Source organism: Mesorhizobium sp. M1A.F.Ca.IN.022.07.1.1 (genome assembly GCF_003997575.1).
In the GTDB taxonomy this organism is placed as follows: domain Bacteria; phylum Pseudomonadota; class Alphaproteobacteria; order Rhizobiales; family Rhizobiaceae; genus Mesorhizobium.
This window is the reverse complement of sequence record NZ_RZST01000001.1, coordinates 86,285-108,348: the sequence shown is the minus strand read 5'-3', so window position 1 is coordinate 108,348 and position 22,064 is coordinate 86,285. Positions and strand designations below refer to the sequence as shown.

Annotated in this window: 18 protein-coding genes and 4 pseudogenes; 12 read left to right on the top strand and 10 right to left on the bottom strand. The window is 60.1% G+C overall.

What is annotated here, in order from left to right; translation table 11 throughout:
- Nucleotides 1-39: 39 nt before the first annotated feature.
- Nucleotides 40-573 (top strand): tetratricopeptide repeat protein, encoded by a 534-nt coding sequence (locus EOA75_RS00525; RefSeq protein ID WP_101918715.1) that lies wholly within the window; start codon nt 40-42, stop codon nt 571-573.
- 466 nt (nt 574-1,039) lie between these two features.
- Nucleotides 1,040-1,510 (top strand): MucR family transcriptional regulator, encoded by a 471-nt coding sequence (locus EOA75_RS00520; protein WP_091595855.1) that lies wholly within the window; start codon nt 1,040-1,042, stop codon nt 1,508-1,510.
- Nucleotides 1,511-1,732: 222 nt separating this feature from the next.
- Here EOA75_RS00520 and EOA75_RS00515 read toward each other — a convergent pair whose 3' ends face one another.
- Nucleotides 1,733-1,945, bottom strand: a complete 213-nt coding sequence (locus EOA75_RS00515; RefSeq protein WP_008874821.1) for a cold-shock protein — start codon at nt 1,943-1,945, stop codon at nt 1,733-1,735.
- A 1,672-nt stretch (nt 1,946-3,617) separates the two neighbouring features.
- Between EOA75_RS00515 and EOA75_RS00510 the strand changes: the two are divergent.
- From EOA75_RS00510 to EOA75_RS00500, 3 genes and pseudogenes are all read left to right on the top strand, one after another.
- A pseudogene (locus tag EOA75_RS00510) lies at nt 3,618-4,923 on the top strand (pitrilysin family protein); the annotation flags it as partial.
- A 9-nt stretch (nt 4,924-4,932) separates the two neighbouring features.
- Nucleotides 4,933-6,420 (top strand): pitrilysin family protein, encoded by a 1,488-nt coding sequence (locus EOA75_RS00505; RefSeq protein ID WP_329608815.1) that lies wholly within the window; start codon nt 4,933-4,935, stop codon nt 6,418-6,420.
- A 184-nt stretch (nt 6,421-6,604) separates the two neighbouring features.
- Nucleotides 6,605-8,080 carry an NAD-dependent succinate-semialdehyde dehydrogenase gene (locus EOA75_RS00500; RefSeq protein ID WP_127323349.1) on the top strand — a complete coding sequence of 492 codons (1,476 nt, stop codon included), beginning with the start codon at nt 6,605-6,607 and terminating at the stop codon, nt 8,078-8,080.
- 796 nt (nt 8,081-8,876) lie between these two features.
- On the opposite strand, the gene EOA75_RS00495 is transcribed toward EOA75_RS00500, so the two are convergent.
- Nucleotides 8,877-9,392: a DUF2285 domain-containing protein gene (locus EOA75_RS00495; RefSeq protein ID WP_236473688.1), complete on the bottom strand. Its 516-nt coding sequence runs from the start codon at nt 9,390-9,392 to the stop codon at nt 8,877-8,879.
- Nucleotides 9,393-10,261: 869 nt separating this feature from the next.
- Between EOA75_RS00495 and EOA75_RS00490 the strand changes: the two genes are divergently transcribed.
- The 4 genes from EOA75_RS00490 to EOA75_RS00475 all read left to right on the top strand — a co-directional run bounded on the left by EOA75_RS00490 (nt 10,262) and on the right by EOA75_RS00475 (nt 12,058).
- Entirely contained in the window at nt 10,262-10,651 is a 390-nt protein-coding gene (locus EOA75_RS00490) for a transposase (protein WP_268931540.1), read from the top strand.
- 296 nt (nt 10,652-10,947) lie between these two features.
- Nucleotides 10,948-11,169: a hypothetical protein gene (locus tag EOA75_RS00485; protein WP_127323343.1), complete on the top strand. Its 222-nt coding sequence runs from the start codon at nt 10,948-10,950 to the stop codon at nt 11,167-11,169.
- Nucleotides 11,170-11,213: 44 nt separating this feature from the next.
- Nucleotides 11,214-11,558 carry a hypothetical protein gene (locus tag EOA75_RS34755; protein ID WP_236473687.1) on the top strand — a complete coding sequence of 115 codons (345 nt, stop codon included), beginning with the start codon at nt 11,214-11,216 and terminating at the stop codon, nt 11,556-11,558.
- Between the two features lie 221 nt (nt 11,559-11,779).
- Nucleotides 11,780-12,058 carry a tyrosine-type recombinase/integrase gene (locus EOA75_RS00475; RefSeq protein ID WP_126057763.1) on the top strand — a complete coding sequence of 93 codons (279 nt, stop codon included), beginning with the start codon at nt 11,780-11,782 and terminating at the stop codon, nt 12,056-12,058.
- On the opposite strand, the gene EOA75_RS00470 is transcribed toward EOA75_RS00475, so the two are convergent.
- From EOA75_RS00470 to istA, 3 genes and pseudogenes are all read right to left on the bottom strand, one after another.
- Entirely contained in the window at nt 12,021-12,596 is a 576-nt protein-coding gene (locus EOA75_RS00470; protein ID WP_127323342.1) for a hypothetical protein, read from the bottom strand. The two genes, EOA75_RS00475 and EOA75_RS00470, sit on opposite strands and share 38 nt — an antisense overlap.
- A 241-nt stretch (nt 12,597-12,837) precedes the next feature.
- Nucleotides 12,838-13,154: pseudogene (locus tag EOA75_RS00465) on the bottom strand (ATP-binding protein); the annotation flags it as partial.
- Nucleotides 13,087-14,657: pseudogene (istA, locus tag EOA75_RS00460) on the bottom strand (IS21 family transposase). The pseudogenes istA and EOA75_RS00465, both read right to left, overlap by 68 nt.
- Before the next feature lie 272 nt (nt 14,658-14,929).
- Here istA and EOA75_RS00455 point away from each other — a divergent pair.
- Nucleotides 14,930-15,520 carry a hypothetical protein gene (locus EOA75_RS00455; RefSeq protein ID WP_127313432.1) on the top strand — a complete coding sequence of 197 codons (591 nt, stop codon included), beginning with the start codon at nt 14,930-14,932 and terminating at the stop codon, nt 15,518-15,520.
- 355 nt (nt 15,521-15,875) lie between these two features.
- Here the strand turns inward: EOA75_RS00455 and EOA75_RS00450 are convergent, their stop codons facing one another.
- The gene (locus EOA75_RS00450) at nt 15,876-17,192 is read right to left on the bottom strand and encodes a HipA domain-containing protein (RefSeq protein WP_091595870.1); all 1,317 of its coding nucleotides are present in this window, start codon (nt 17,190-17,192) and stop codon (nt 15,876-15,878) included.
- Nucleotides 17,182-17,520, bottom strand: a complete 339-nt coding sequence (locus tag EOA75_RS00445; RefSeq protein ID WP_029354813.1) for a helix-turn-helix transcriptional regulator — start codon at nt 17,518-17,520, stop codon at nt 17,182-17,184. The genes EOA75_RS00450 and EOA75_RS00445 overlap by 11 nt, the downstream gene beginning before the upstream one ends.
- 1,114 nt (nt 17,521-18,634) lie before the next feature.
- On the opposite strand from EOA75_RS00445, the gene EOA75_RS35515 reads away from it, so the two are divergent.
- Nucleotides 18,635-19,324, top strand: coding sequence for a hypothetical protein (locus EOA75_RS35515; protein ID WP_280141194.1), 690 nt, complete (start codon nt 18,635-18,637; stop codon nt 19,322-19,324).
- On the opposite strand, the gene EOA75_RS34745 is transcribed toward EOA75_RS35515, so the two are convergent.
- From EOA75_RS34745 to EOA75_RS00430, 3 genes are all read right to left on the bottom strand, one after another.
- On the bottom strand, nt 19,255-19,785 hold the full coding sequence (locus EOA75_RS34745; RefSeq protein WP_236473727.1) for a hypothetical protein: 531 nt from the start codon (nt 19,783-19,785) through the stop codon (nt 19,255-19,257). The genes EOA75_RS35515 and EOA75_RS34745 overlap by 70 nt on opposite strands.
- 136 nt (nt 19,786-19,921) lie before the next feature.
- On the bottom strand, nt 19,922-20,173 hold the full coding sequence (locus tag EOA75_RS00435) for a DsbA family protein (RefSeq protein WP_281034021.1): 252 nt from the start codon (nt 20,171-20,173) through the stop codon (nt 19,922-19,924).
- A gap of 79 nt (nt 20,174-20,252) precedes the next feature.
- Nucleotides 20,253-21,257, bottom strand: coding sequence for a magnesium transporter CorA family protein (locus tag EOA75_RS00430; RefSeq protein ID WP_127313429.1), 1,005 nt, complete (start codon nt 21,255-21,257; stop codon nt 20,253-20,255).
- A gap of 40 nt (nt 21,258-21,297) precedes the next feature.
- On the opposite strand from EOA75_RS00430, the pseudogene EOA75_RS00425 reads away from it, so the two are divergent.
- Nucleotides 21,298-22,007: pseudogene (locus EOA75_RS00425) on the top strand (KUP/HAK/KT family potassium transporter); the annotation flags it as partial.
- Between the last annotated feature and the right edge of the window lie 57 nt (nt 22,008-22,064).

The following is a 22,064-nucleotide window of genomic DNA, read 5'->3' as shown; positions in this document are numbered from 1 at the left end:
ACTGAACGCGACCCGCCTCCCTGATAACCGAGAGATAATATGAAATTTGTTAGAAATACAGTTTCTCCATCGCCTATGTTTCTGCGCCGGAGCTCACTTCTTTTTGCCGTACTCGCCATTCTGCCTTTGGGCGGTTGCGCCAGCTGGCAAAAGCCCGCTCTTTCCGTGCAGGAGACATCTTCCCCAGAGTTGCTCAGCGCCGATCAAATCGATCCGGCTATGCGCGAACGCATTTTGCGCGAAGTTGGTCAGGATGTTCAAGAGCGGGCTTTGCGGGATGAGGTGAAGCAGCACCCGGACAATGTTGATGCGGCGATACGGCTTACAAAAGCCTTGGTGGCCCAGAAGCGCCCGCACGAAGCGGTTGAGGTGCTCGACAGCGTCTTGGTTGCAGCCCCAGCAAACGTACGTGCATTGAATGCGAAGGGCGTGATCTTGGACATTGAGGGGCGGCATGACGCGGCACAGGCCCTGTATCGGCGAGCTCTCGAAACCGAGCCAGGGAATCAGATGGTGCAGCATAACTTCAATCTGTCGCTTGCCTTAACGGCAAGTCCGAACAGCCAAGGTTAGCACGATCGCAATAGGTGGGCACAGCGCATGTGCAGCCTATTCCCCGGCTCGAGACGCGCTCGGCTCCCATCATAGATGGCCTCTGAAGAGAGCCATATCTGCGCAAAGCTGTTGCTCCAGATCTGGCCGGCAGAGGTCGGCAGGAGAGCCGGATGACATCTCTCGGCCACCCGCAAGGCCATCCGCCTCGCTTCGTTGCCAGAGCGCCTTCGTGGTTGCCACGCGAGATACGCTCAGGATGGATTTGATTAATTCACGCGCGAATGCCTGCCTCTAACTTGGGGCAGGCGCGACCGCTCCCATAATGCAATACGCTGCCTCTAGGCCGATGGACGATGACGGGATACTTCCCCGAGACTTCAATGGTGGGGAGCAGCGCACCCGTCGATCCATTTGCTTTCAGCGTCAACCGCCACTATGTAGCGACACTTCGCCCGACTGTGTTTCAAGCTGCCCGGAGAAGTTTATGACAGAAGAAGCCCACAACACCGACATCCTCATCGAGCTCACTGCCGAGGTTGTATCAGCCTACGTCTCCAACAACCCCGTCCCGGCGGGGGAGCTTCCTGCCCTGATCGCCCAAGTGCACGGGGCTCTAAAAGGCACGGCCGGACTAATACCGGCAGAAGAGCCTGTGCCTGTGAAAAAACCTGCTGTCCCGATCAAAAAGTCGATCGAACCGGACTACATCATTAGCCTTGAAGACGGCAAGAAATTCAAATCGCTAAAGCGCCATCTGTCGACGCACTATGGTCTGACCCCGGACGAATATCGCGCCAAATGGGGTCTGCCGTCGGATTATCCGATGGTGGCGCCGAATTACGCCGCTACGCGCTCCGCCTTGGCCAAGACCATCGGACTCGGCCGCAAACCGAAAGAGCCGGAAGCCCCGGTGCCGGCGCCGGCGAAACGGACCCGCAAAAAGGTCGCAGCCTAAATCCGTATCAACAGTCGTTCGGGACGCGCGGCAGCCGTAGGCCCAATCTGCGCGGAATCAAAAGGCGGGGACGAGCCCCGCCTTTCCCGTCCAAGAGCCTCATTCCAGAGGAATTCGCGACGGCTCCAGCAATCGCTGCCGCGGCATTACCTGGTTGCATGCTCCGGCCGGGTTTCGAGCCGGTCAATGCGTTCGGAGTATGCCGCATCCTTGCCGCACGCGTTAGCCAGCCTTGCTGAGGCTGCCTGCAGAGGACTTGCCGGTGCGGCGATCCTGTTCGACCTCGTAGTTTATCTTCTGGCCCTCATTAAGGGTCGACAGGCCCGCTCGTTCAACAGCGGAAATGTGGACAAAGACATCCTGACCGCCGTTGTCGGGCTGAATAAAACCAAAACCCTTGGTGCTGTTGAACCACTTCACCGTTCCAGTCGCCATATATCCATTCCTTTGTAACAAGTCGCAACTTAGGCAGGCCATTCACGCCAGCCTGATTTGTACACGAGACTTTAGGCGCAGCAAAATCGGAAAATTGCAAGGCCCACTCGACCGCCTGATCTCCAGCAGCACCTGCCACACATGCGAGGCGCGTGCCAGACGAGGCGTATGCCAGACGTTTCGTCGTGCGCTGTCGCTCAAACGTCGACAGAAACAATGACCCAACCCTGCAAACTCGGCACATCTTGTGGACGTGCTTGGGTCGCTGCTCGACCGCAATACCCGCTCCTGACCGATATCGTCGGCCAAAATGACGATGTTTTTGTCATCAGACCGAAAGATCAGGCGCGCAGCGACACTGCACACTCAAACCGAGACCCGCGAACCTCGATTAGCTTCGGCCTGCTACGAAGCGCGGTTGCCTGCTTCTGAGGCGGGCCATTGTCGGTTTGAATCAACTGTCGGGTTCGGAACCCCAGACTGTCGGCAAGTTGACAATGCGCGTTCAGACGGCACAAACCACCCGATCGCTTGTGAGCGAGATGGTTTGGCAGATTGAGCAAGGGCGGGACTCAGCTATGCCGCCCAGGCTGCTGACAAGGCCAAAGCAGCGTAGGTGCGGAGTGAAATCCAAGGTCCACATGGGTCGTCGCGCGTCCCGTGCGCCTGGGAAGGCGCCGGCCCGGCCAAGCTTTTCCCAGATCGTCCGGATGACGCAAGCTTCGCTGAGCGTCAATGAACGTTCGGGCGATGACCAGGCGTCGTGCGTTGCAATCTGGACGGTCCAGGATATCCCAGCCCGCTTGGCTGGCCACACTTGAAGCTCCAGCATACCGGCTGGCACAGGCCAATTGGACTCTGCGCTGCCCTCAATGCGCTGGTGGCACGGTCAATGCTTGTCTATCGATCCGGCCGCCCATGCGTGATGCTGTCGGTCGACGTTCGCAAACCAGACCCTCGGCGAACCCAGCGAAGGGGCTCGCCGGTACGACGAGGGACCTTACCTCTTTATGCGCGGCATCATTGTCGAGGATGACATGTTGCCTTACACGTCGTCCCCTCGCGCTCGGGGCTTTGAGGGGCGGATGAAGTCCTGATGGCGGTGGCACTGCTGCATGTTTGCGTAAGACCCATCAGTCACGATCGCGTTGTCCTTCGATGTCGCGGTGCTGATAGGCGGGCAGATCGGTGTGCGCGGCGCCCGCCAAAGGATCGTCGTCACGCCGGAGGAGGCGAGCGCCGTAGCCGGCGCGCCGGCGAAAGGCGCTTTCTGTCGGATGCCCGACAATGTCGGATATCGCAAGTATCAAGGTTGGATCAAACCTTGCAAATCGGGGCTTTCTTACTTGGCACGGCGCATGCTCAGGTATCCGCAAACACCCAATGGATAACGAGCAGACTTCCCATGGCCCCACCAAAATACTGCCGAACGTTCCCCGGACGCATCCAAAGATGAGGCCCGCGTCAGGCCCGGCAACACGCTGACGGCTCATCTGGCTCGGCGTCGCGTGCCGATCCACTTTCTCCCAATAGGCGTCGGGAGACATAGAGCCTTCAAAATGAGGAACAAATCACTTTGCCAGGAACCCAGCCCATAATCCCACTCTCCCTATCAGAACTACCAAGCAAGCCCCGCACTCACGGGCTTCGCAGGACGTCCGTTGCGACCGAGTTGGGCGGCGCGAGGACGGCTCCGGTCCCCGTCGCATGGGAGGACGGCAAGGCGACGGATTTCGTGCTCGACAACGGCATGGAGGTGGTCGTCATTCCCAACCACCGGGCGCCGATCGTCAGCCACATGGTGTGGTACAAGATCGGCAGCGCCGACGAGCCGCCGGGCAAATCCGGCATTGCCCATTTTTTTCGAGCATCTGATGTTCAAGGCGACGACCAACCATGCGGCCGGCGAATTCGACCGCGCAGTGTTCGAGATCGGCGGCTCGCAAAATGCCTTCACCTCCTCCGACTACACCGCCTTCTATCAGACAGTGGCGCCGTCGGCGCTCGAGCTGATGATGAGCTTCGAGGCCGACCGAATGCGAAACCTCATCCTCACCGACGATGTCGTCAAGACCGAGCGCGACGTGGTCATCGAGGAGCGCCGCTCAAGCACCGACACCAACCCGCAGGACGTGCTCCATGAGGAGATCGACGCGACGCTGTGGCAGAACCAGCCCTATCGCATCCCGATCATCGGCTGGATGCAGGAGATCGAGCAGCTGAACCGCGTCGACGCCACCGCCTTCTATGAAAAATACTACTGGCCCAACAACTCCGTGCTGATCGTGGCCGGCGATGTCGAGCCGGAGACGGTGAAGGTGCTGGCCGAGAAGACCTATGGCAAGGTGGCGCGCGGGCCCGACCTGCCGCCGCGCATCCGGCCGGTTGAGCCCGAGCAGAACACCAGGCGCACCGTCACGCTCTCCGACGCCCGCGTCAGCGTGCCCAGTTTTTCGACGCAGTGGGTGGTGCCGTCTTACCATACCGCCAAGCCGGGCGAGGCCGAAGCGCTCGACCTGCTGTCCGAAATCCTCGGCGGCGGTAACCGCAGCCGGCTCTACCAGGCGCTCGCTGTCCAGCAAGGTATCGCTTCCAGCGCCTGCGCCTATTTCCAGGGCACCATGCTCGACGACACCAGGTTCGCCATCTATGGCGCGCCGCGCGGCGATGCCAAGCTGGCCGATCTCGAAGCGGCGGCCGCTGCCGAAGTCGCTCGCATTGCCAAGGATGGTGTCAGCAGCGAGGAACTGGGCAAGGCCAAGGAGCGCTTTGTGCGCGATATGATCTTTGCCGAAGACGACCAGGACGACCTCGCCTGCATATACGGCTCGACGCTGGCCACCGGCGGCACCGTGAAAGATGTCGAGGAACGGCCGTCTCGCATCCGCAGGGTTACCGCCGCGCAAATCAAAGCAGTTGCCGCCCGCTATCTCGCGTTCGACCGTTCGACCACGGGCTATCTCTTGCCCAAGACGGAGAATGAAGAGATGACGCTCGGCGCTCAGCCCCATGCTGCGATGAACATCCAGGAGGTGAAGTCCGAAAAGGGCATGATCGCCTGGCTGGTGGAGGACCACACAGTGGAAATCGTCAACATCGGCTTTGCCTTCAACGGCGGCATCACGCAGGACCCGGTCGGGAAGGAGGGGATGGCCAATCTGATGGCCGGCCTGTTCATCGAAGGCGCCGGTAATTACGACAGCGATGCCTTCCAGATGAAGCTCGACGATGCCGGCGCCGAGATGGGTTTGGAGGCGCAAAGACACTACATCTGCGGATCGGTGTGCATGCTTCCCAAACAGCAGGACGCCGCGTTCGGCCTGCTTCGGCTCGCACTCAACGCGCCGCGCTTCGACCAGGGGCCGATCGATCGCGTCCGCGCCGAGATTGTCTCCGACATCGTCGGCAGCGAGCGCGACCCTGACGCAATCGCTCAGCGCAAATGGCTGCGCGCGATCTATGGCACGCATCCTTTTTCGAGGCCGGGAGAAGGCACAAAAGAGAGCCTGGCCGGCATCACGCCGTCCGACCTCCTCGCCTTCCACAAGGCGATTTTCGCTCGCGACGGGCTCCATATTGCCGTGGTCGGTGACATTGATGCAAACACGCTGAGGGAAAGGCTCGACCAGCTGTTTGGTGACTTGCCTGAGCAACAAACCCTCGCCCCCGTCGCCGATGTCGTACCGAAGCTCGGCCAACTGGTGGAGGAGAACTGCGACCTGCCGCAGACTTCGCTGCGATTGGCCTGGCCTGGCGTGAAGCGTAGCGCGCCGGATCACTTCGCCACCGTGCTGATGAATGACATCCTCGGCGGCTCGGGCATGACTTCCCGCCTTTTCGAGGAGGTGCGCGAAAAACGCGGCCTTGCCTATCACGTCAGCTCTGAACTGACCCTTGACAAGCTTCTGGTTACGACAGAGACACGCTCGGACTGCGCCGCCCAAACGCTGAGCATCGTGCGAGATGTGGTAAAGCAGATGGCGCAGCAAGGACCGACCGGGGCCGAGCTCAAGGCGGCGAAGAAGCACCTGATCGGCACCTATGCCATTGACCGTCTGGGCTCGACCAGCTCGATTGCAGACCGGCTCCTGGATTTGCAGATTCACAAGGCCGACGTCGACTACAACCAGCGTCGCGCCCGCAGCATCGGTCGGGTGACGCTCAAACAGGTCAAGGCGGCGGCCAAGAAGCTGCTTTCGGCCGAGCCCGCCATTTTGGTGGTCGGCCGCCGCTGGGCGGCAAGGATGAGTAAAGAAACTCATCTCGCCTTCCTTCTTCCTTGGGGCTTCTCGTGGGAAGAGCGAATATGGAGGCCGGTGGGCCAAGCAGATCATGCAGACCCGCGGAGTCGTTTCGCGGGCCTTGCGCGGCATTGGCGGTCCAGGCGGGCCTCTCGCCGAAACGGCGCTCCTCAGCATGTATGCCGCCTTTTGCAGAATACACTCGCACGCCACCAGCAGGCAGCGGGTGGATGAAGCAAACATCCGGCTGCTCAATCCATCAACTGATGAACCGCGGGCACTCAAACTAACGGAACTGTTGTCGTATGTTTGGTCTACCAGCTGCTTTGCCGAGGCCCTAGGACGAACCCGCTGGTGCAGAATACACACCGACGGCCTGTCGACCTGGATGTTCGCTGCGTTGAGGAGGAATCCGGTATTGCCCCTGTGCCTGCCGATGATCCGCCGTCTGAAATCCCCGCACCTGTTTGGAGCCATCGACCGCCTGCCGGCACTCGGCAGACCGGTTGGCAATAAGACGTTCGAGGTCGTCAATCCGTCGACCGGCGAAGTTTTGGCAGAGCTTCCCGATATGGGCGTGGAGGAGACACGTGCTGCGGTAGACAAGGCCTATGTTGCGCAGTCGGGATGGGCCGCGTTGACTGCCCGAGAGCGTAGCGACGTTCTTTGGCGATGGCATCAGCTGATCATCGACCATGCAGGCGATCTCGCCGCGATTCTGACTGCGGAAATGGGCAAGCCGCTTGCCGAAGCCATGTCAGAGGTATCGCATGCGGCGGCGTATCTGCAATGGTATGCCGAGGAGGCCAATCGCGTCTATGGCGAGACGATCTCGGCACGCTCGACAGACCGCCGAATGCTAGTGATCAAGCAGCCCATCGGCGTTGTTGGCACGATCACGCCATGGAATTTCCCGGCCTCCATGGTGGCGCGCAAAATCTCGCCGGCCTTGGCTGCGGGCTGCACGATCGTGCTCAAGCCCGCTGAACAGACGCCGCTCGTGGCTGGCGCAATGTTCGCCCTTGCCCATCAGGCCGGCTTTCCCGATGGCGTGGTCAACCTGATCTATGCGTCCGAAGGTGATCGCGTCGGCCGTGAACTCTGCACCAATTCCAAGATCCGCAAGATCAGCTTCACCGGTTCGACCGAGGTCGGGCGGCTGCTGATGCGTCAGTGCTCTGACCAGATCAAGAAGGTTAGCCTTGAGCTCGGCGGCAACGCACCTTTCATCATCTTCGATGATGCCGACATCGACGCTGCTGTTGACGGTGCGATCCAGGCGAAGTTTCGCAATGCCGGCCAGACCTGCGTTTCGGCGAACCGTATTTACGTCCAATCGAGCGTTCACGATGAGTTCGTCAAGAAATTCGTGGAGAAAGTCCGGCACTTGTCGGTTGGCGACGGATTCGATGCCGGAGTGGACATCGGACCGCTCATCGACAGGCATGCTCTGGCCAAGATAGAGTCTCACATCGCAGATGCCATTGCGAAAGGCGGCACAATACGATGCGGGGGCCAACGTATCGGCAAGAATGGCACGTTTTTCAAACCCACGGTCCTCACCGAGATTTCCAGCGTCATGGCAGTCGCGCAAGAGGAGACATTCGGGCCGCTGGCGCCGATCATTCGCTTCAACGATGCGGATCAGGTCGTGCGCGAGGCCAATGACACGATTTACGGCCTCGCCGCATACTTCTATGCCTCCAACATGAAGCGGGTCTGGCGTGTGGCAGAGGCTCTGGAATATGGCATGGTTGGCATAAACACGGGACGCATGTCCTCGGAGGCGGCACCGTTTGGCGGCATGAAGCAATCCGGCATCGGGCGGGAGGGTTCCCGCCATGGCCTCGAGGACTATCTGGAAATGAAATATCTCTGCATGGGCGGGATTTGAAACCTGCTGCACTGTCTCTCCGCCCACCGGCCGCCCACCGGGGGCGGCCTGCGGTCAATGCCGCCACCTAATTTGAAGTTCCTAACGCCGTTGACCTGAAACACGGATGCCCGGCAGGAGACTGAGCTCGCTGCCGGGCCGGACATGCCTTGGGAGGGCATAAGTCAGCGCTCCTAGGGCCGATGGGGCCACTCAGTTCGTGCGCCTTTTGCCGATTGCGTTGCATGTGCCGTGCCAAGCAAAAAAGCATTGATAAACCGCCGATGGATCAGCTTTTGCCCTGTTGCGCACTCTACATTGTGGGATATGCGACAATGCCCAAGCGGTTGGATCGTCGTGTTGCAGACCCCCAGACGGGTCATGATTGCTATTCTTAGGACAGTGCGCAGCAAGCGCTACCCGCTGTACTACAGGCCCACCATTTCCATAATCAAGCGGTGAGTGCGATGTCTGACCGAGCTGTCGGTCCAGGGGACAGTGTGAGGTCTCAAATCCCTCCATATTGTTGCACCCGCCGGTCCAACAGGACTGCAGGTCCGGACTCAAAGGATCTTGGCTGCTATGGCGACATTGCGGTGCACGCCGCTTTCCGACCACTGATGTGGGTTCAGGTCGAGGCCGGCCCTAATGAACCACCGCCTTGGCAACTTCACCGATGTCATTGTGGCGTCGGCCGACGCCTGACCAGAGCGTACCCGCAAGGCGCCATGCAGATCTGTCGGCGGGCGAACTGTTGGTGACGGGTCAGCTGCGAGCGAACGTTCATCCACTGACGCACAGCGCGGACTGTCGCATTTCAAACTAGGAAATCTCTGTAGCCACCATTCATGAGCGCGCGGCCACGCGAGACGGCCCGACGGATGCGGTCGCGCAGATGATCGCGAGGATCCGCCCAGTCGGCATGGACGCGCCGTTGACCGATGAGAACTTCGGCGAGCTCGCGATGTGGTGCTCCGGCGAGCGAACCGTCGAGCGCACGAAGAACGAAGGACAAACGGACGCCGCGCTTTTCCGGCGCAAACAAGCGGGGGGGCAAATGTTGCCCTAGACTGAGAGCATTGAGGCACTCCAGTCCCCTCAGTCGATGCTTTAAAAGCACCGCGGGCCAGATGGCTTGCGTATGCAGGCAAACAGGGTGGAGGATATTCGCGCCCGAGACGGCGAGCTGCAGCGCGTGGTCCGCATTGCGAAGAAGAACATGCTGGCTCTTGTCGGGCGCCTGCAGGACGGTTGCACGACAGGGCAATGCCGAGAGTTCGAACGGCGGTGTCGGCGACGAGGCAGGCAACCGTTCCGCAATGAGCGGCAGCACATGGACGCACCAGAGCGGACACCAGAATACGACCGAAGCGCGGCCACAAGACTCCGCGAAACAGAACACCCCAGCGTGACAGGTCGCCGGCCGACGCGACCATATCGAGAAAGGGTCGGAGAGACCAAGTCTTGCAATGCTGGCGCGCAGCGGTCAGATCGCGCTGGAACGCCGGGTTGCGGCGTAAGAACTCCCAAGCCCACTCCCGCAGCGTCAGGCCAGCGGTGTAGTCGTATGATCTTTCATCCCGCCAATCGGCCTGATCCGCGCCAGTCAGGAGATTCATGACTGACACCCCCTGCCCGCGCCTGCGTGCGTAGAAACATTATGCCACTTCGCAAAGCACCGGCGAAGGCAGCAGACGTCGAAGGCACCTTTTTGTTGAAGCGTCAGCCATCGCCACTGTCGGCGACAGAAGATGTGCGCAAATTGCCACCAGACCGTTGAACCCGCACAGTGACGGCCAGCGCGACCTGAGCACGCCGAGGGAATTGATTCCGTCACCGTCATCGGCTCCTGCGTCCCATCCAGACGTCCCTTGAAGGCGCAGAAGCGCGGCAGTGGATGGAGCTGCCTGTCGGCAAGTTTTCGTAGCGGCGGCGCCATAGGCACGGTCATCGGAGGGTCTCCTGCGGCAAGTTTTCGCCATTGGAGGCCAATCTCCCCGCTATGGCAGCCTGTGCAGTTGCACAGGTGAAGCGGACCAATCAGGGGGGAGCTATGGCGGAAACTGGGTGATGACGGTTTGAGGAGAGCGGCGTATCGAGGCGGGTGATGAAGCCTGCCAGTACCTCTCAAGGAGAGCGATACGCCATGAACGAGACTATCAACATTGTTCGCCTTCGTCAGCCCGACGAAATCGGTGATACCTGACGGATGTACTTCGCAGCGGCGCGCGCAAATTGCTTGCGCAGGCGATCGAGATGGAAGCCGAGGCGTATGCTAAGGCGGTCGACTGCCTGACGAAGGATCAGAATGCGTTCCTGGCGTTTTACGATTTCCCCGCCGAACACTGGGATCATCTGCGAAGGTCCAATCCCATCGAAAGCGTCTTTGCGACCGTTCGCCACCGCACGGTGCGTACCAAGGGCTCGCTATCCTCGAAAACCGCCCAGCTGATGGTCTTCAAGCTGGTCATGGCCGCGGCCAGGACGTGGCGACGATTGAAAGGACAAAATCAGTTGCCGAAACTCATCGCAGGTGCCAGGTTCCTGGACGGAATCGAGGTCATCGAAACGAAGCCGCAGAGCGCCGCTTGATCAGCCTCGTCACCCAAATTCCAGCATAGCTCCATCGGAACTGCCAGCCTTCCTTGCCAATCAGGCGCAGATCAGCGCTGACGATACCGAGGACGGCGACGGCGATCACCTCCAGGCCGCCGAGTAACGACCCTCAAAACACCGCCCTGGGCCCGGCCGTCCCATCGGGCCTTTTCTGTTTCTGGACAAAGAGCAAACATACGTCCGCAAGCGACATTTACGAGAATGCCCCACTCGGGAGCCTGATCAACTATGGTGATCGTGCCCCCAAACAGCTTGCCCGACAGGACCTTCTCATGAACGCCCTTCCCGCACGAGCCGCCGGCATTCCGGCTGGCTTCCTCGATCAGACCGCGTCCGACCGGACCAGCCGCGCCACCCGGATTCTGCATGCCGCCGACCAGATCACGCCCTTCCTCGAACGGGGTCGGCCGATCGGCGCGAATGCAAGGGAGCGGGCTTTGCAAAGACCGGCAAGGCAGAATGGGATTTCTGGGAACTGGTCGAGGCCAGCCTGAACCGGTATCTTGTGCCTGCCCTCGGGAGTCGCTCTATCCCCCATGTGACCGACACCGACATTGCTAACATCACCAAGAAGATCGTCGCCGGGGGTCACCCGCAAGCGGCTAACACGGCCTTCTGGTATATGCGGGCATTTTCAACTGGTGTCGCAAACCGCCGCAACGGCTCATCGCGGTTTCCCCGCGAGGAATTGGAAAATCCGGCCCCGATCGTCAAGCGCAAGCGAGTGATGAACGATGCCGAACTGGCGGCTATCCGGTGTCGCAAACCGCCGCAACGGCTCGTCGCGGTTTCCCCGCGAGGGATTGGAAAATCCGGCCCTGATCGTCAAGCGCAAGCGAGTGGTGAACGATGCCGAACTGGCGGCTATATGGACGGGCTGTGAGCCCGAACCGGGCGATATCGGCTATTCGTTCGGCTCCATCGTCAAGCTGCTCATGCTGACCGGACAGAGGCGTACGGAAGTTGCCGCGATGCGTTGGTCTGAACTCAACCTTGAAGCCGGAACATGGGACCTATCGGCGGACCGCACGAAGAACGAAGAGCCTACGCTTATTCCGCTGTCCACACTGGCGGTGTCGGTCCCCCAGTCGGTACCGAAGACCAATGACACGTTTCTTTTCCCTGCGAGGGGCAACGGCTTTGGAGAACTGGACCCTTCACGATCTGCGCAGGACGCTCGCGACAAATCTCGGCAGGCGGCAGGTATTGCCACACGTCATCGAGCACATACTGAATCACAAGGCAGCGTCCCTGACAGACATAAGCGAAATCTACAATCTCTATACCTACGTCAAGCAAAAGCGCGAGGCGTTGCAGATGTGGTCAAATCACATCGAATGGCTGATCAAGCAGGCTGCGGAAATGGACGCTCTGGCGGCGTAGCTGCTGGCATGGGCGGAAGATGCGGCGCAACAATCGTCAGCGCCTCATCGAATTGGAGATCATGCTTGACCAGCAAATGTGCGGCCAATGCTTCGATGGCCGACCAGTGATCGAGTACTAGCCGGGCCGTGCGATCTTCGATCCGCCCCCAATCGGGGCGGCGCGGCATCAGGAACCGCAACTCACGATAGATTCGCTCGGCATTCGCGTAGTCGCCGCTCCCCTCATTCTCGTCGGACGCATTCATCGCCATATCGAACGGGTCCAGATAGCCTTTGAATGCGGATTCTGCAAAAGGACCTGCCAGATACGCAACTATCTGCCGGATCGCACCATCGCGTTCGAAATATCGATCAAAATCGTCCTGGAAAATCGGCTTTCGCTTCGAGGTGAATCCTTGCGCTGAATAAAAACACTTGCTCATGACAACACCAAGGTAATCTCCGTCACCGGGGTCGGGGTAAATACTAACACTTGAGAAAGCAGGGAATTCACGGTCGTCGTCGAACACCTGACGCATCAAAACGATGGCGGCCACCGCGTGCCCGGCTTCGTGGTGCGCCACAGGCGCGAGAGGTTGGGAGGCTACATTCATGCGGTGCGGCTCTCAGGTCTAGTTTGCATAGGACCGCAACCGTCGTGCCAACTGGGAAAATCGTTTCGGACAATGCGATCGCTCCGATAGCGTTGTGTCTCCTGTCTGACATGGTTGGGAAGTCGACACGCGCCCGTCGCAATGCGGTCGACCTTCCGCGCGAGTTGGGTGACCCGTGAAGGCGGCCGACCAGGACGATGTTGCGCTGATCGGCGACGAAGGCGCCGCCGGGGCGAGATCGCGCATCAGGGGTTCGGTGACCGGCGTGTCGGCGAAGTCGAAGTCGTCGATGTCCTTGGCCAGCGGCAACTTGGCGACGGCGAACTGGTATTTGATGGAGCGGGCCTGCTTCTCCGATATCTCGGCCTGCAAGAGATCACCGACAATCCTGGGCGGCTCGTGCTGTCGCTTGATGGCGACGCCCATGATCTCGTCATAGGCGCTGCGCATTCCGTAGAGCTTCAGCGCTCCCATCAGTTCCAGTACCTCGGTGCGTTCCATGGCTGTTTGTCCTCCTGAGACTGTCATAGCGGGCGCAGTCGGCGACCGGCTCGTGAGCCAGCGTCAGGGCCTGGGGAATGGAAAGGATCGTGCCCGCCGCCGGATCGCGGCTGCGGGCCAGGATGTTGAGGATCACCGCCGCCGAACAGACGCCATGCTCGAGCGCTTCCTGGCAGGCGCTCTCGACCGCGCTCAATCCGTCGGTCAGAACGCAGGTGAGGATCGACACCATCTGCCGGTCGCCGTCATCGGCCGCCCCTAGCTTGCGGCGCACCTTCTCCATGGCTGATGGCAGAACCCATTCCCGGAAAGGCGCGCCGTTGCGCAGGCCGTTCGGTTTGCGGGCCAGCACCGGCACGTAGTGCCAGGGATCGTAGACGACCTCGTTGCGGCCGAAAGAGCGTGCGTGCTCGCCGACGACCGCGCCATCCTGGCGGATGACGATGCGGTCGGCATAAGCATGGATCTCGACCGGCCGACCGACGGCGCTCGACAGCACCGAGTATTTGTTGTTGTCGAAGCGCAGCGTGCAGGTCTTCGACACCGACGCGGGAATGCAATGGTAGCCGTCGAAGCGACCGGCATAGGGAATGAAGCTGGCGCGTTCTTCTTCGAATACGTCCCAGATCGTGCGCTCACCCTGTTCGGGATGCCGACGCGCCTTGGCATTGGGCAACGCATTTGTCGGCCAGCCAGCCGTTGAGATCCTCCAACGTCTTGAAGCGCAGCCTCGGTGTGAAGAAGCGCTCGCGCACCAGCCCGACCTGGTTCTCGACTTGCCCCTTCTCCCAGCCCGCCGCCGGTGTGCAGGCCTCCGGCTCGACAAGGTAATGCCCCGCACATCTGCGCAAAGCGGCGGTTGTAGCGGCGATCCCTGCCGATGAAGATCGCGTCCACCGCCGTCTTCATGTTGTCGTAGATGCCGCGCGTGCAGGCGCCACGGAAGAAGGCGAACGCCCGGTCATGCGCGTCGAACACCATCTCCTGCGTCTCGCGCGGATAGGCCCTCACGAAGAACATGCGGCTGTGGCAGAGCCGCATGTGCGCGACCTTCACTGTCACCGTCATGCCGTCGAGCAGGACGATCTCGTGACTCCAGTCGAACTGGTAGGCCTCGCCAGGTGCAAAACTCAGCGGAATGTAGGCCTCGGCCACGGCGCTGCCGCGTTCCGCCGCCCAGCTCTGAGCATGCCGCCACCCCGAACTGTAGCTGCCGTCATAGCCGAGGCCGCGAAGCTCCTCGAAAATACGGATCAGCGTCAGCCGCTCCCGCTGCGGCTTGGCCGCATTCGCCGACAGCAGCCGGTCCAGCGTCTCACGCCAAGCTCCCATGCGGGGATAGGGCTGGTGCTTGCGCTCGTAGCGGAACTCCGTCTCCTCAGAACGCAGGACCTTGCGCACCACCTTGCGCGAGATCTTCAGCTCACGGCAGATCGCTTTGATCGACTTCCCCTGGACCAGCGACAGCCGACGTATCTTTGCAATCGTCTCCAAAACCAACATCCAAAACACAAACGCCTCCGATCAAACCGGAGGCATCTTGATGACCCCATCGTTAAGGGGTCCCGTTTGGACGAAAATCACCCCTTAAACAGGGTCCTCATCCACGAAAAATCAATGCACTACCTTCCAAAGCTGAGAGAGATCGCCACCGACCGCTTTGAAGGGGCTTTCGGCGGTCTCGTCAGCGAGGTTGTGGCATGAAGAAACATCAATCCACCGCATTGGGCCGAAGCATGCCACGGGCTCATGCCGCGGAGAGCGGGAAGATATTCTTGAAAGAAGCGGTCTCCGACATCAATACCGACAGGATCGGCAGTTTTCTCACGTCACTTGAGGTCGAGCGTGGCAGTTGCGACCCGCAATGCAAGGCTGGCGGCGATGCATACCTTTGCGCGGTCCCTGATCTCGGAGCACCCCGAATATATGGATACGCTGCAACTGGTGGTGACACTTCCCTTCAAGAGGGCGCGCGGGTGGCACCTGTCGAATATCTCGAAGGGCCCGGAAAATCAAGAGCGTCCTGGCGCGTATTGACCGCCGCACGCCTCTGGACAGCGGGATTACGCGCTGTTCTCGCTGATGTTCAATACGGATGCACGAGTTCAGGAAATCCTGAAACTTCGAATTTTGACCTTCGTCTGGTATCGCCCTGTCCCGCCGAGCAAAGGGGCTTTCTCAACGACCGCGGCACACCGCTGACCCGGTTCGGTGTTCGATACTTGCTGCGCAAACATTTTGATATGGCTGCGGGGGAAGGAACCACCCTGGCGGAAAAAGCATCCATCACCGCTCTTTGCGGCACACGACGGCCATCCACCTTGTCAAGGCGGGTGTTGACATCGCCACCATCAGTCAATGGCTAGCCACTCGGGGCTGAACGTAACGTGCGCTACGCCCGGGCCGGTATCGATATGAAGCGGCAAGCGCTCGAACAAGTCTTTCCCGACGTGATGTCATCGGCAAAAGATCAGACAATCATCGCTATGATGGCGGGATGTTACGCTGGCTGCAGCGCTTGTAGACGCTCAGTTATGTGGAGTTGTATCGTGGGAAGTCGCGCGTCTGTGGGCTCTTGCGTTGTCAGCTCCACATCTCTCCGCAGTGCACGTTGTCGCTGTCGAAGAGCCGTCTGTTCATGACTTCGTGCTGGCACGGCAAGGATTGTCCATATTGTGGGCGTCTTGCGCTTGCCGAGCTTGTCCGAAATCCAGCGCCGGATCAGGCGTGAACACTGTTGCGTAGTTCGTCAGCCAGAGCGCGGAGAACGTCGGCGCTCCCTTCCAGCGCCGTAAAAGCGTAGGGATTGAGGAACTGTCGGCCCCAGAACAGATTGCGATCTGTGCCGGATAGCGCAGCTTCCTCGCTGACACGCGGCCAATTCTCCGCAATGCATCGGAGCTGGCCTTCAACAATCGCAAGAGCTTCCGGCGCGCTGAGCAGGAAGTGATGCGCGGCTTCAAGGCACGACGCGATCCGGCTCATGCGGTTATTGCCGCTGATGAGCATGGCCTGGCTGGCCTCCTGGCCACTGCGGGCCTGCGGACAAATATCGTAAGCAGGCGTGAGGGTGAGCTTAGCCCCGTCCCAGAATGCCGCATGGTTGCGGGCATGATCGTCGGTGTTGCCGCAAAGTATGTTGAAGACAATGCGGCCGAACAACTCGCGCAGAGTTTCCGACGGCGCGGTGAATCGGTGGCGAATGATCTCCGCCAAATCCTGGTAGCTGGCGTAACGCGCCATCATCTCATCGAGCGCGAGCATCGTCAGCGCTGAGACCATGGATTTGCGTTGCCAGCCGCCCGTGACCTTGATCCGGTCGAATCGCTCGACGAGCAACACGTCCTTGCCTGCGGCGCGAACGAGCGAGACGGATGCCGCTCTGATGCCGCACAAGGCGGCAAGCCGCATGGCTATGAATTCTCCTTTGACGACGCTGTAAAGGTCGGCAGACGAGGAAAATTTCGCGACATGCTTGATGGCGTCGTCCTCGATCAGCGCCTTTGGCCTTGCGCCGCCGATCGAGCTGCCGTGATGCAGCGCCTGATCTAATTCGGAGGTGAGCGGAATACCTTTCTCTACCCGCTCCGCCGATTGGACAAGCTCTTCGAGAGTGGCATTGGCCAGTGCGCGCGGCTCGTAATTCGTGGGCGAAAACTGAAAATCGAGCGCGCCGATGCGGTCCGAGCCTGATTCCAGCAGGAACGTCAGTTCTGAAATATCGAGCCGCGCGATTTCATCGCCCTTCACACCGAATTTGCGGTTTAGGATAACCCGTCGTCCCCAGGCATCGGGGGCAGCATCGCGGATGCATCCCGGCATGGTTAGGCCAGGAAGCAAAGGCAATTCGCCTGCCTTCAGGGGCAGTTCCGGGAGATAAAGCGGGATCGCGCTGCCCAGTTCACGAAAGCTCCTGCCATAGTTGAAGCTGACGAGTCCGTCATGGGCATATAGCCGCCCGGCGACAACCGGCGCGGTCTCGCCCGGCAGCCAGACCCAGACATAGGCTTCGTCGTACTTGGGGACCTTAGAACTCATCGACGATCTGCTTGCCGGCCTTGTAGACGTGCTTCGGCAGCAGCGCGATGCGATCGTCCATGCGGCCTGTGAGGGCTGTGATGCCCTTGCCGTCCGCATCGAACAGCTTCACACCGACAATGGCAGCAGCTTCGAACATCAGTCCGATTTCAACTTTGGGATCGCCCTTCTCGATGCGCTGCAGGGTGCTGCGTGAAACACCGATTCTCTCGGCTAACTCCTGTGCGGTTAACCGGTGCTGCATCCGGCCCAGCCGGATGGTCTTACCGAAAAGGCCAAGCGCTTCCATTGCGTAGCGCGAATAGGTGCGTTTATGCGTTGCCGTCATTCGGGTCTCCGTGACCTATCCATGAGCCATATCACCTCATTTCGACCTATATAGGTAACGTCGCAGAGCGACTGCCAAAGTCAAGCCTCCGTATCGTATGATCCAAATCCCCCTGATTCGACTTTATATGCAGCAAGAGTTCGCATCACGGCTACGTTCGGAAAGCGAGGTAGAATGCGACGGGAGACGCAAGCGTTACCCATCCGAACAAGGACGGCGAATATTGCCTACGGCTCCTGCACAACCGGCCAGCTCTGCGCGCCTCGGGCGAGGCGGAGATCTGGCGCTGGACCGCGGACAGCCTTGAGATGCCTCGCATGAGTCATTCGATGGGCGGTCCCTGGTGCCACTACGCCAAGCGCGATGAAGCGTTGCGGTCTTCGTCGCGCGCAACGGCGAAAGCGTGCAGGAGGATGGCTCGGGTCAGGGTGGACAAGCATCTGCGTAACAATTTGCTTTTCGAGGACGGGACGAGTCCAGGTTGGCCGCTGCTCAAGGCGCTGGCTCCGCAGCAGAGCGGAGTGAACTGGAAAGTCTGGTCCGGCGTCGAGGCACGGCGCAAGGCCTGCCGCGACGGGCGCGGATAGTGCTGCTGGCCAGCGAGAGGATGTAGAACAAGGAAATTGCCTTACGCCTTGGTGCAACGCCCAACACAGTGGGCACATTGCGTCGGCGCTTTGCCGAACAGCGGCTCGATAGCCTTTACGATGAACCGCGTCCCGGCGCGCCCGATGAGGAGATTGCCGAGACGATCCGGTTGACGCTGGGAGACGACGCCGCGGGACGCAACCCACTAGCCTGACTCTGCAATCTTGAGGAGCGCCAAGTTTATTCTGGCGTGCGGCGAGCTCAACGCCGAGCCGCTTGGCATCGATGCACGACACGACGTGATGCGGCGGTGTCGCACGGGTTCTCACGGTTTGTGGCTTCGGGATCGCGCGGAAGGCCACGCTTTTCTGGCGGCTCGCGCACCGGTGCCAGACGGCCGTCGGGACCTTAAAATCGACGGGATGACCGGCGGACAACACCTCCACGCCGGCCATACCAGGCCTGGCGGACCGCCCGGACAATCCTGAGATCCTGGCCAACGTCGGCGCCGCTTGGATAGCCGCGATTGAATGGATTGCGCGCAGAGGCATTGTGCGTCCTTAATGCACGCATGGTCTTACGTGCTCAGCGTCAGAAACGACTGCGCTTAAAACGTCAGCTTGAAGCCGGCCGACAGGGTCAAGGCATAGAAGTCCATGCCAGCGCTATCCTTGTGGGCTCCTTGTTCGCCGGTCGCGATGCTGTAGGCCGTTTTCTAGCCTTTGTTGCGAAAATATTTGTCGACATTGCCGGCCAGGAAGACGCTGGCGCGGTCGGTCATCTGATAATCGATCTTGGCGCCGGCCGAGATGAACGGCACCGTGAAGAAGTCGTCCTCAAATCGCAGGCCGCGCCCCTCCTCGCGCAGCCAGTGATGGTCAACAGCGCTTGCATCAACGGTGAAGCCGCTGCGGAGCAGACCCGAGAGCGTCAAGTTCCCGAGCGTCGTGGTCGCTTTCGCGCCAAGGAACAGGCCGAAATAGCGCTGTTCGTAATCGATGACCGGTTCGCCGTCCGGGAACTTGCCGCGATCCTCGCGAAAGCCGAAGCCGTCCCCACTCTATATGTACGAACCGCCATAGGCCTTCCACTTCATGTTGGTGTATTTGAAGCCACCATGAAGGTTGATAACCGTGGCATCGTTGATCACGAAGTCTGGGCCTGCTGCCATGTCAAGGTTGATGTAGCGGTCAAGGCGGGTGTCGGGGTGGATTGACTGATCCGACCAATCCTGTCCGGCAATACGCCGTTGGCTGAGATGGTCCAGTTCTTCCAGACCTCGGCCTTTAGCCCGGTGGTCAGAACCGGCGCGCCGGTTTCCCAGATCAATTTGCTGATACGATTGCCCACTTCGTCGTAGAAAAGCTCGTTGCCCTTTAGCCAGGTGTAGCCAACGCCACCAAGAAACACGACGCTCTTGTCGGGCGCTGAATAGGTGGTCGAATGCGCCGCCATGGCGATGGTCGACGATGTGCAGAACGTGCCGAAAGCAAGAATTGCAAATGCTGATGTGCAGCGATTCATGGGGCCTCCTCGGGACATCCGTTGGTGATCTTTCGTTGAACGATGGCGGCTCACAGCGCCCGTTCGCAGGCGTTGTTTGTCGCGGCGACCATTGCTGGGCATTGGTGCAAAGACGTTGAACTCCGATGCGATGTCCGGGACGGCTTTGGTCATTGCCCTTTGTCTGGTGCGCTGCATAGAACGGCTTGGTCCGCCCACTACCGCGTTGCCGGGCCATATAAGAGATTTGGCCCGACGCGAGAGGCGGCACTCGTGGCCAGAGAACGGGATCGCACCGGCCGCCACGCTGTCAAAATGCCGAAGTTGGTGATCCGGCACGACGCTTAGCTTCTTCCCGCTCTTTGGCGATGAAGCGTTCCAGCGTGTGAATCTTGAGCACACCTGAAATCACTTCGCCGCCGAGAACCAACGCCGGCGTGACGTTGATGCACAGCTCCTTGGCGAGCGCGCAATTGCGCTCGAGGACGTTTTCGATGGCGCGGTCTTCCATGTCCCGCTTGAGCTGCTCAACCTCGAGGCCAACGTGTCGTGCGATAGTCAAGATGTCGAATTCGCTGAGCTGCGCGACCGCTCCGGGACGTGGGACTTTCAGTAAGCGCCCCGAACCAGCCTATTTCCTTTCACAGCCAACCGCGCCGCTTGAAAAAGAGATACGGAACCACGGCGGAGAGCACCATCAGACCCAGCGCAAAAGGATAGCCCAGAAGCCATTTTAGCTCGGGCATGGCATCGAAGTTCATGCCGTAGATCGAGGCAACCAGCGTCGGCGGCAAAAACACGACGGCAGCGACCGAGAAAATCTTGATGATCTGGTTCTGCTCCAGATTGATGAGACCCAGCGTCGCGTCCAGCAGGAAGTTGATCTTGTTGGACAGGAAGGTCGCATGGTCGCTGAGGAACGTGGCATCGCGCTGGACGAGCTTGATACGTTGCCGGATTTCCTTCTGCAACTTGCGACCGGACGACGCGACTGCCCAGCTGGTCGAGTCACTCGCGCTATGGTAGGAGACGAGCCGCGCGATGCTCACGAGACTCTCCTGAATTTTCGTCAGCAGCTCACCCTTCCGGCCGATTCGCTCGACAAGGGATTGAAGGTTGCGTGTTTTCTTCGAGGCGCTCGGAGACGTGTTGCGAAAAATTTCGCGTGAGAGTGCATCAATCTCGTCGCCGATGCGCTCAAGCGTGTCGGCCGCGCGGTCGATGATCGCTTCGATCAGACCCAGCATCACCAATTCGCCGGACGTGCAGGGAGGGCCGCTAGTACGCTGTGCTTTCGCCGCATAGATCAAGAACGGCTTCGGTTCGGCGTGGCGGACAGTGACGAGCGCCTGGCCCTTGATAACGAAGGTAACCGGCGCTTTGACAGGGTCCTCGCCCTCGATATTCGCGACCGCGGTGATCGTCATGAACTCGGCGCCGTCTTCATGATAAAGACGGTCCGACAACTCGATTTCCGCCATCTCGTCGCGCGTCGGGATATCAATGGCCAGATGCGCCTTAACAAGCTTCACTTCCTCAACAGTCGGGTTGAGGAGGTCGAGCCAGAGAGCACCGAGAGCTTCGGCCTCCGGCAAGCCGTCAATTGCTGTCAGATGGCCGTTCTGGCCCGTGTAGATGCGCAGCATTTATGGCCCCTTCGGCAAGGCAGTATGCCGCCCGCGGAGCCTTTCCGTAACCGGGGCTGAAGCGCTCTACACTGATCTCGGTCATTTTGGCCGCCGGCCGATTGTGCTGGCTTGGCTGGCGATCGCATTTCCGTGCCTGCTGCTTAGCTATTTCGGGCAGGGCGCGTTCGTTCTTTCCCGAGGCGGGACGATCTGACATCCATTCTTCGAGATGACCACGGCTGGACGTTGGTGCCGATGGTGGTGATGGCTACGGCGGCAACTGTGATCGCCAGCCAGGTCGTGATTCCGGCGCTTATTCACTTGTGCGACAGGCCGTCCAACTCAACATGCTTCCGCGCTTCGAAATCCGGCATACATCCGAAATGCAATTCGGGCAGATATACCTGCCGCGCGTCAACCTGCTGCTCGCATGGTCGGTCATGTTGCGGTCATCGGCTTTGGTGAGTCCAGCGCCCTCCCGTCAGCCTATGGCATATCGGTCACGGGCGAAATGGTTGTGACGACAATCCTGCTCCACGTCGTGATGAGGCGTATCTGGAGGTGGACGCTCCTCCCGGCGCTCGGCCTTGCGCTCGTCTTCGGGGTGGTCGATGTCGGCTTCTTCTCGGCGAATATCATGAAAGTGCTCGACGGCGGCTGGGTCTCAATCCTTGTCGCCGGCGTGTGGTCGTGATGACTTGGGTTCGCGGAACCCGCCTCCTCTTCGAGAAGTCCCGCAAGAGCGAAGTCCCGCTCGATTTGGTTGCCGAGCAGATGACTGCCAAGGTGCCGTCGCGGGAGTGGTTGGAATTGTGAGTTGGCGTA

Excerpts from the sequence above, each read along its gene's own strand:
- EOA75_RS00485 (WP_127323343.1), top strand. The coding sequence starts at position 10,948 with ATGAACGCCCTTCCCGCACGAGCCGCCGGCATTCCGGCTGGCTTCCTC.
- EOA75_RS00450 (WP_091595870.1), bottom strand. The coding sequence starts at position 17,192 with ATGAGTTCTAAGGTCCCCAAGTACGACGAAGCCTATGTCTGGGTCTGG.
- EOA75_RS00520 (WP_091595855.1), top strand. The coding sequence starts at position 1,040 with ATGACAGAAGAAGCCCACAACACCGACATCCTCATCGAGCTCACTGCC.
- EOA75_RS00430 (WP_127313429.1), bottom strand. The coding sequence starts at position 21,257 with ATGCTGCGCATCTACACGGGCCAGAACGGCCATCTGACAGCAATTGAC.
- EOA75_RS00445 (WP_029354813.1), bottom strand. The coding sequence starts at position 17,520 with ATGACGGCAACGCATAAACGCACCTATTCGCGCTACGCAATGGAAGCG.
- EOA75_RS34745 (WP_236473727.1), bottom strand. The coding sequence starts at position 19,785 with ATGACCAAAGCCGTCCCGGACATCGCATCGGAGTTCAACGTCTTTGCA.
- EOA75_RS00515 (WP_008874821.1), bottom strand. The coding sequence starts at position 1,945 with ATGGCGACTGGAACGGTGAAGTGGTTCAACAGCACCAAGGGTTTTGGT.
- EOA75_RS00525 (WP_101918715.1), top strand. The coding sequence starts at position 40 with ATGAAATTTGTTAGAAATACAGTTTCTCCATCGCCTATGTTTCTGCGC.
- EOA75_RS00475 (WP_126057763.1), top strand. The coding sequence starts at position 11,780 with ATGACACGTTTCTTTTCCCTGCGAGGGGCAACGGCTTTGGAGAACTGG.
- EOA75_RS00505 (WP_329608815.1), top strand. The coding sequence starts at position 4,933 with ATGACGCTCGGCGCTCAGCCCCATGCTGCGATGAACATCCAGGAGGTG.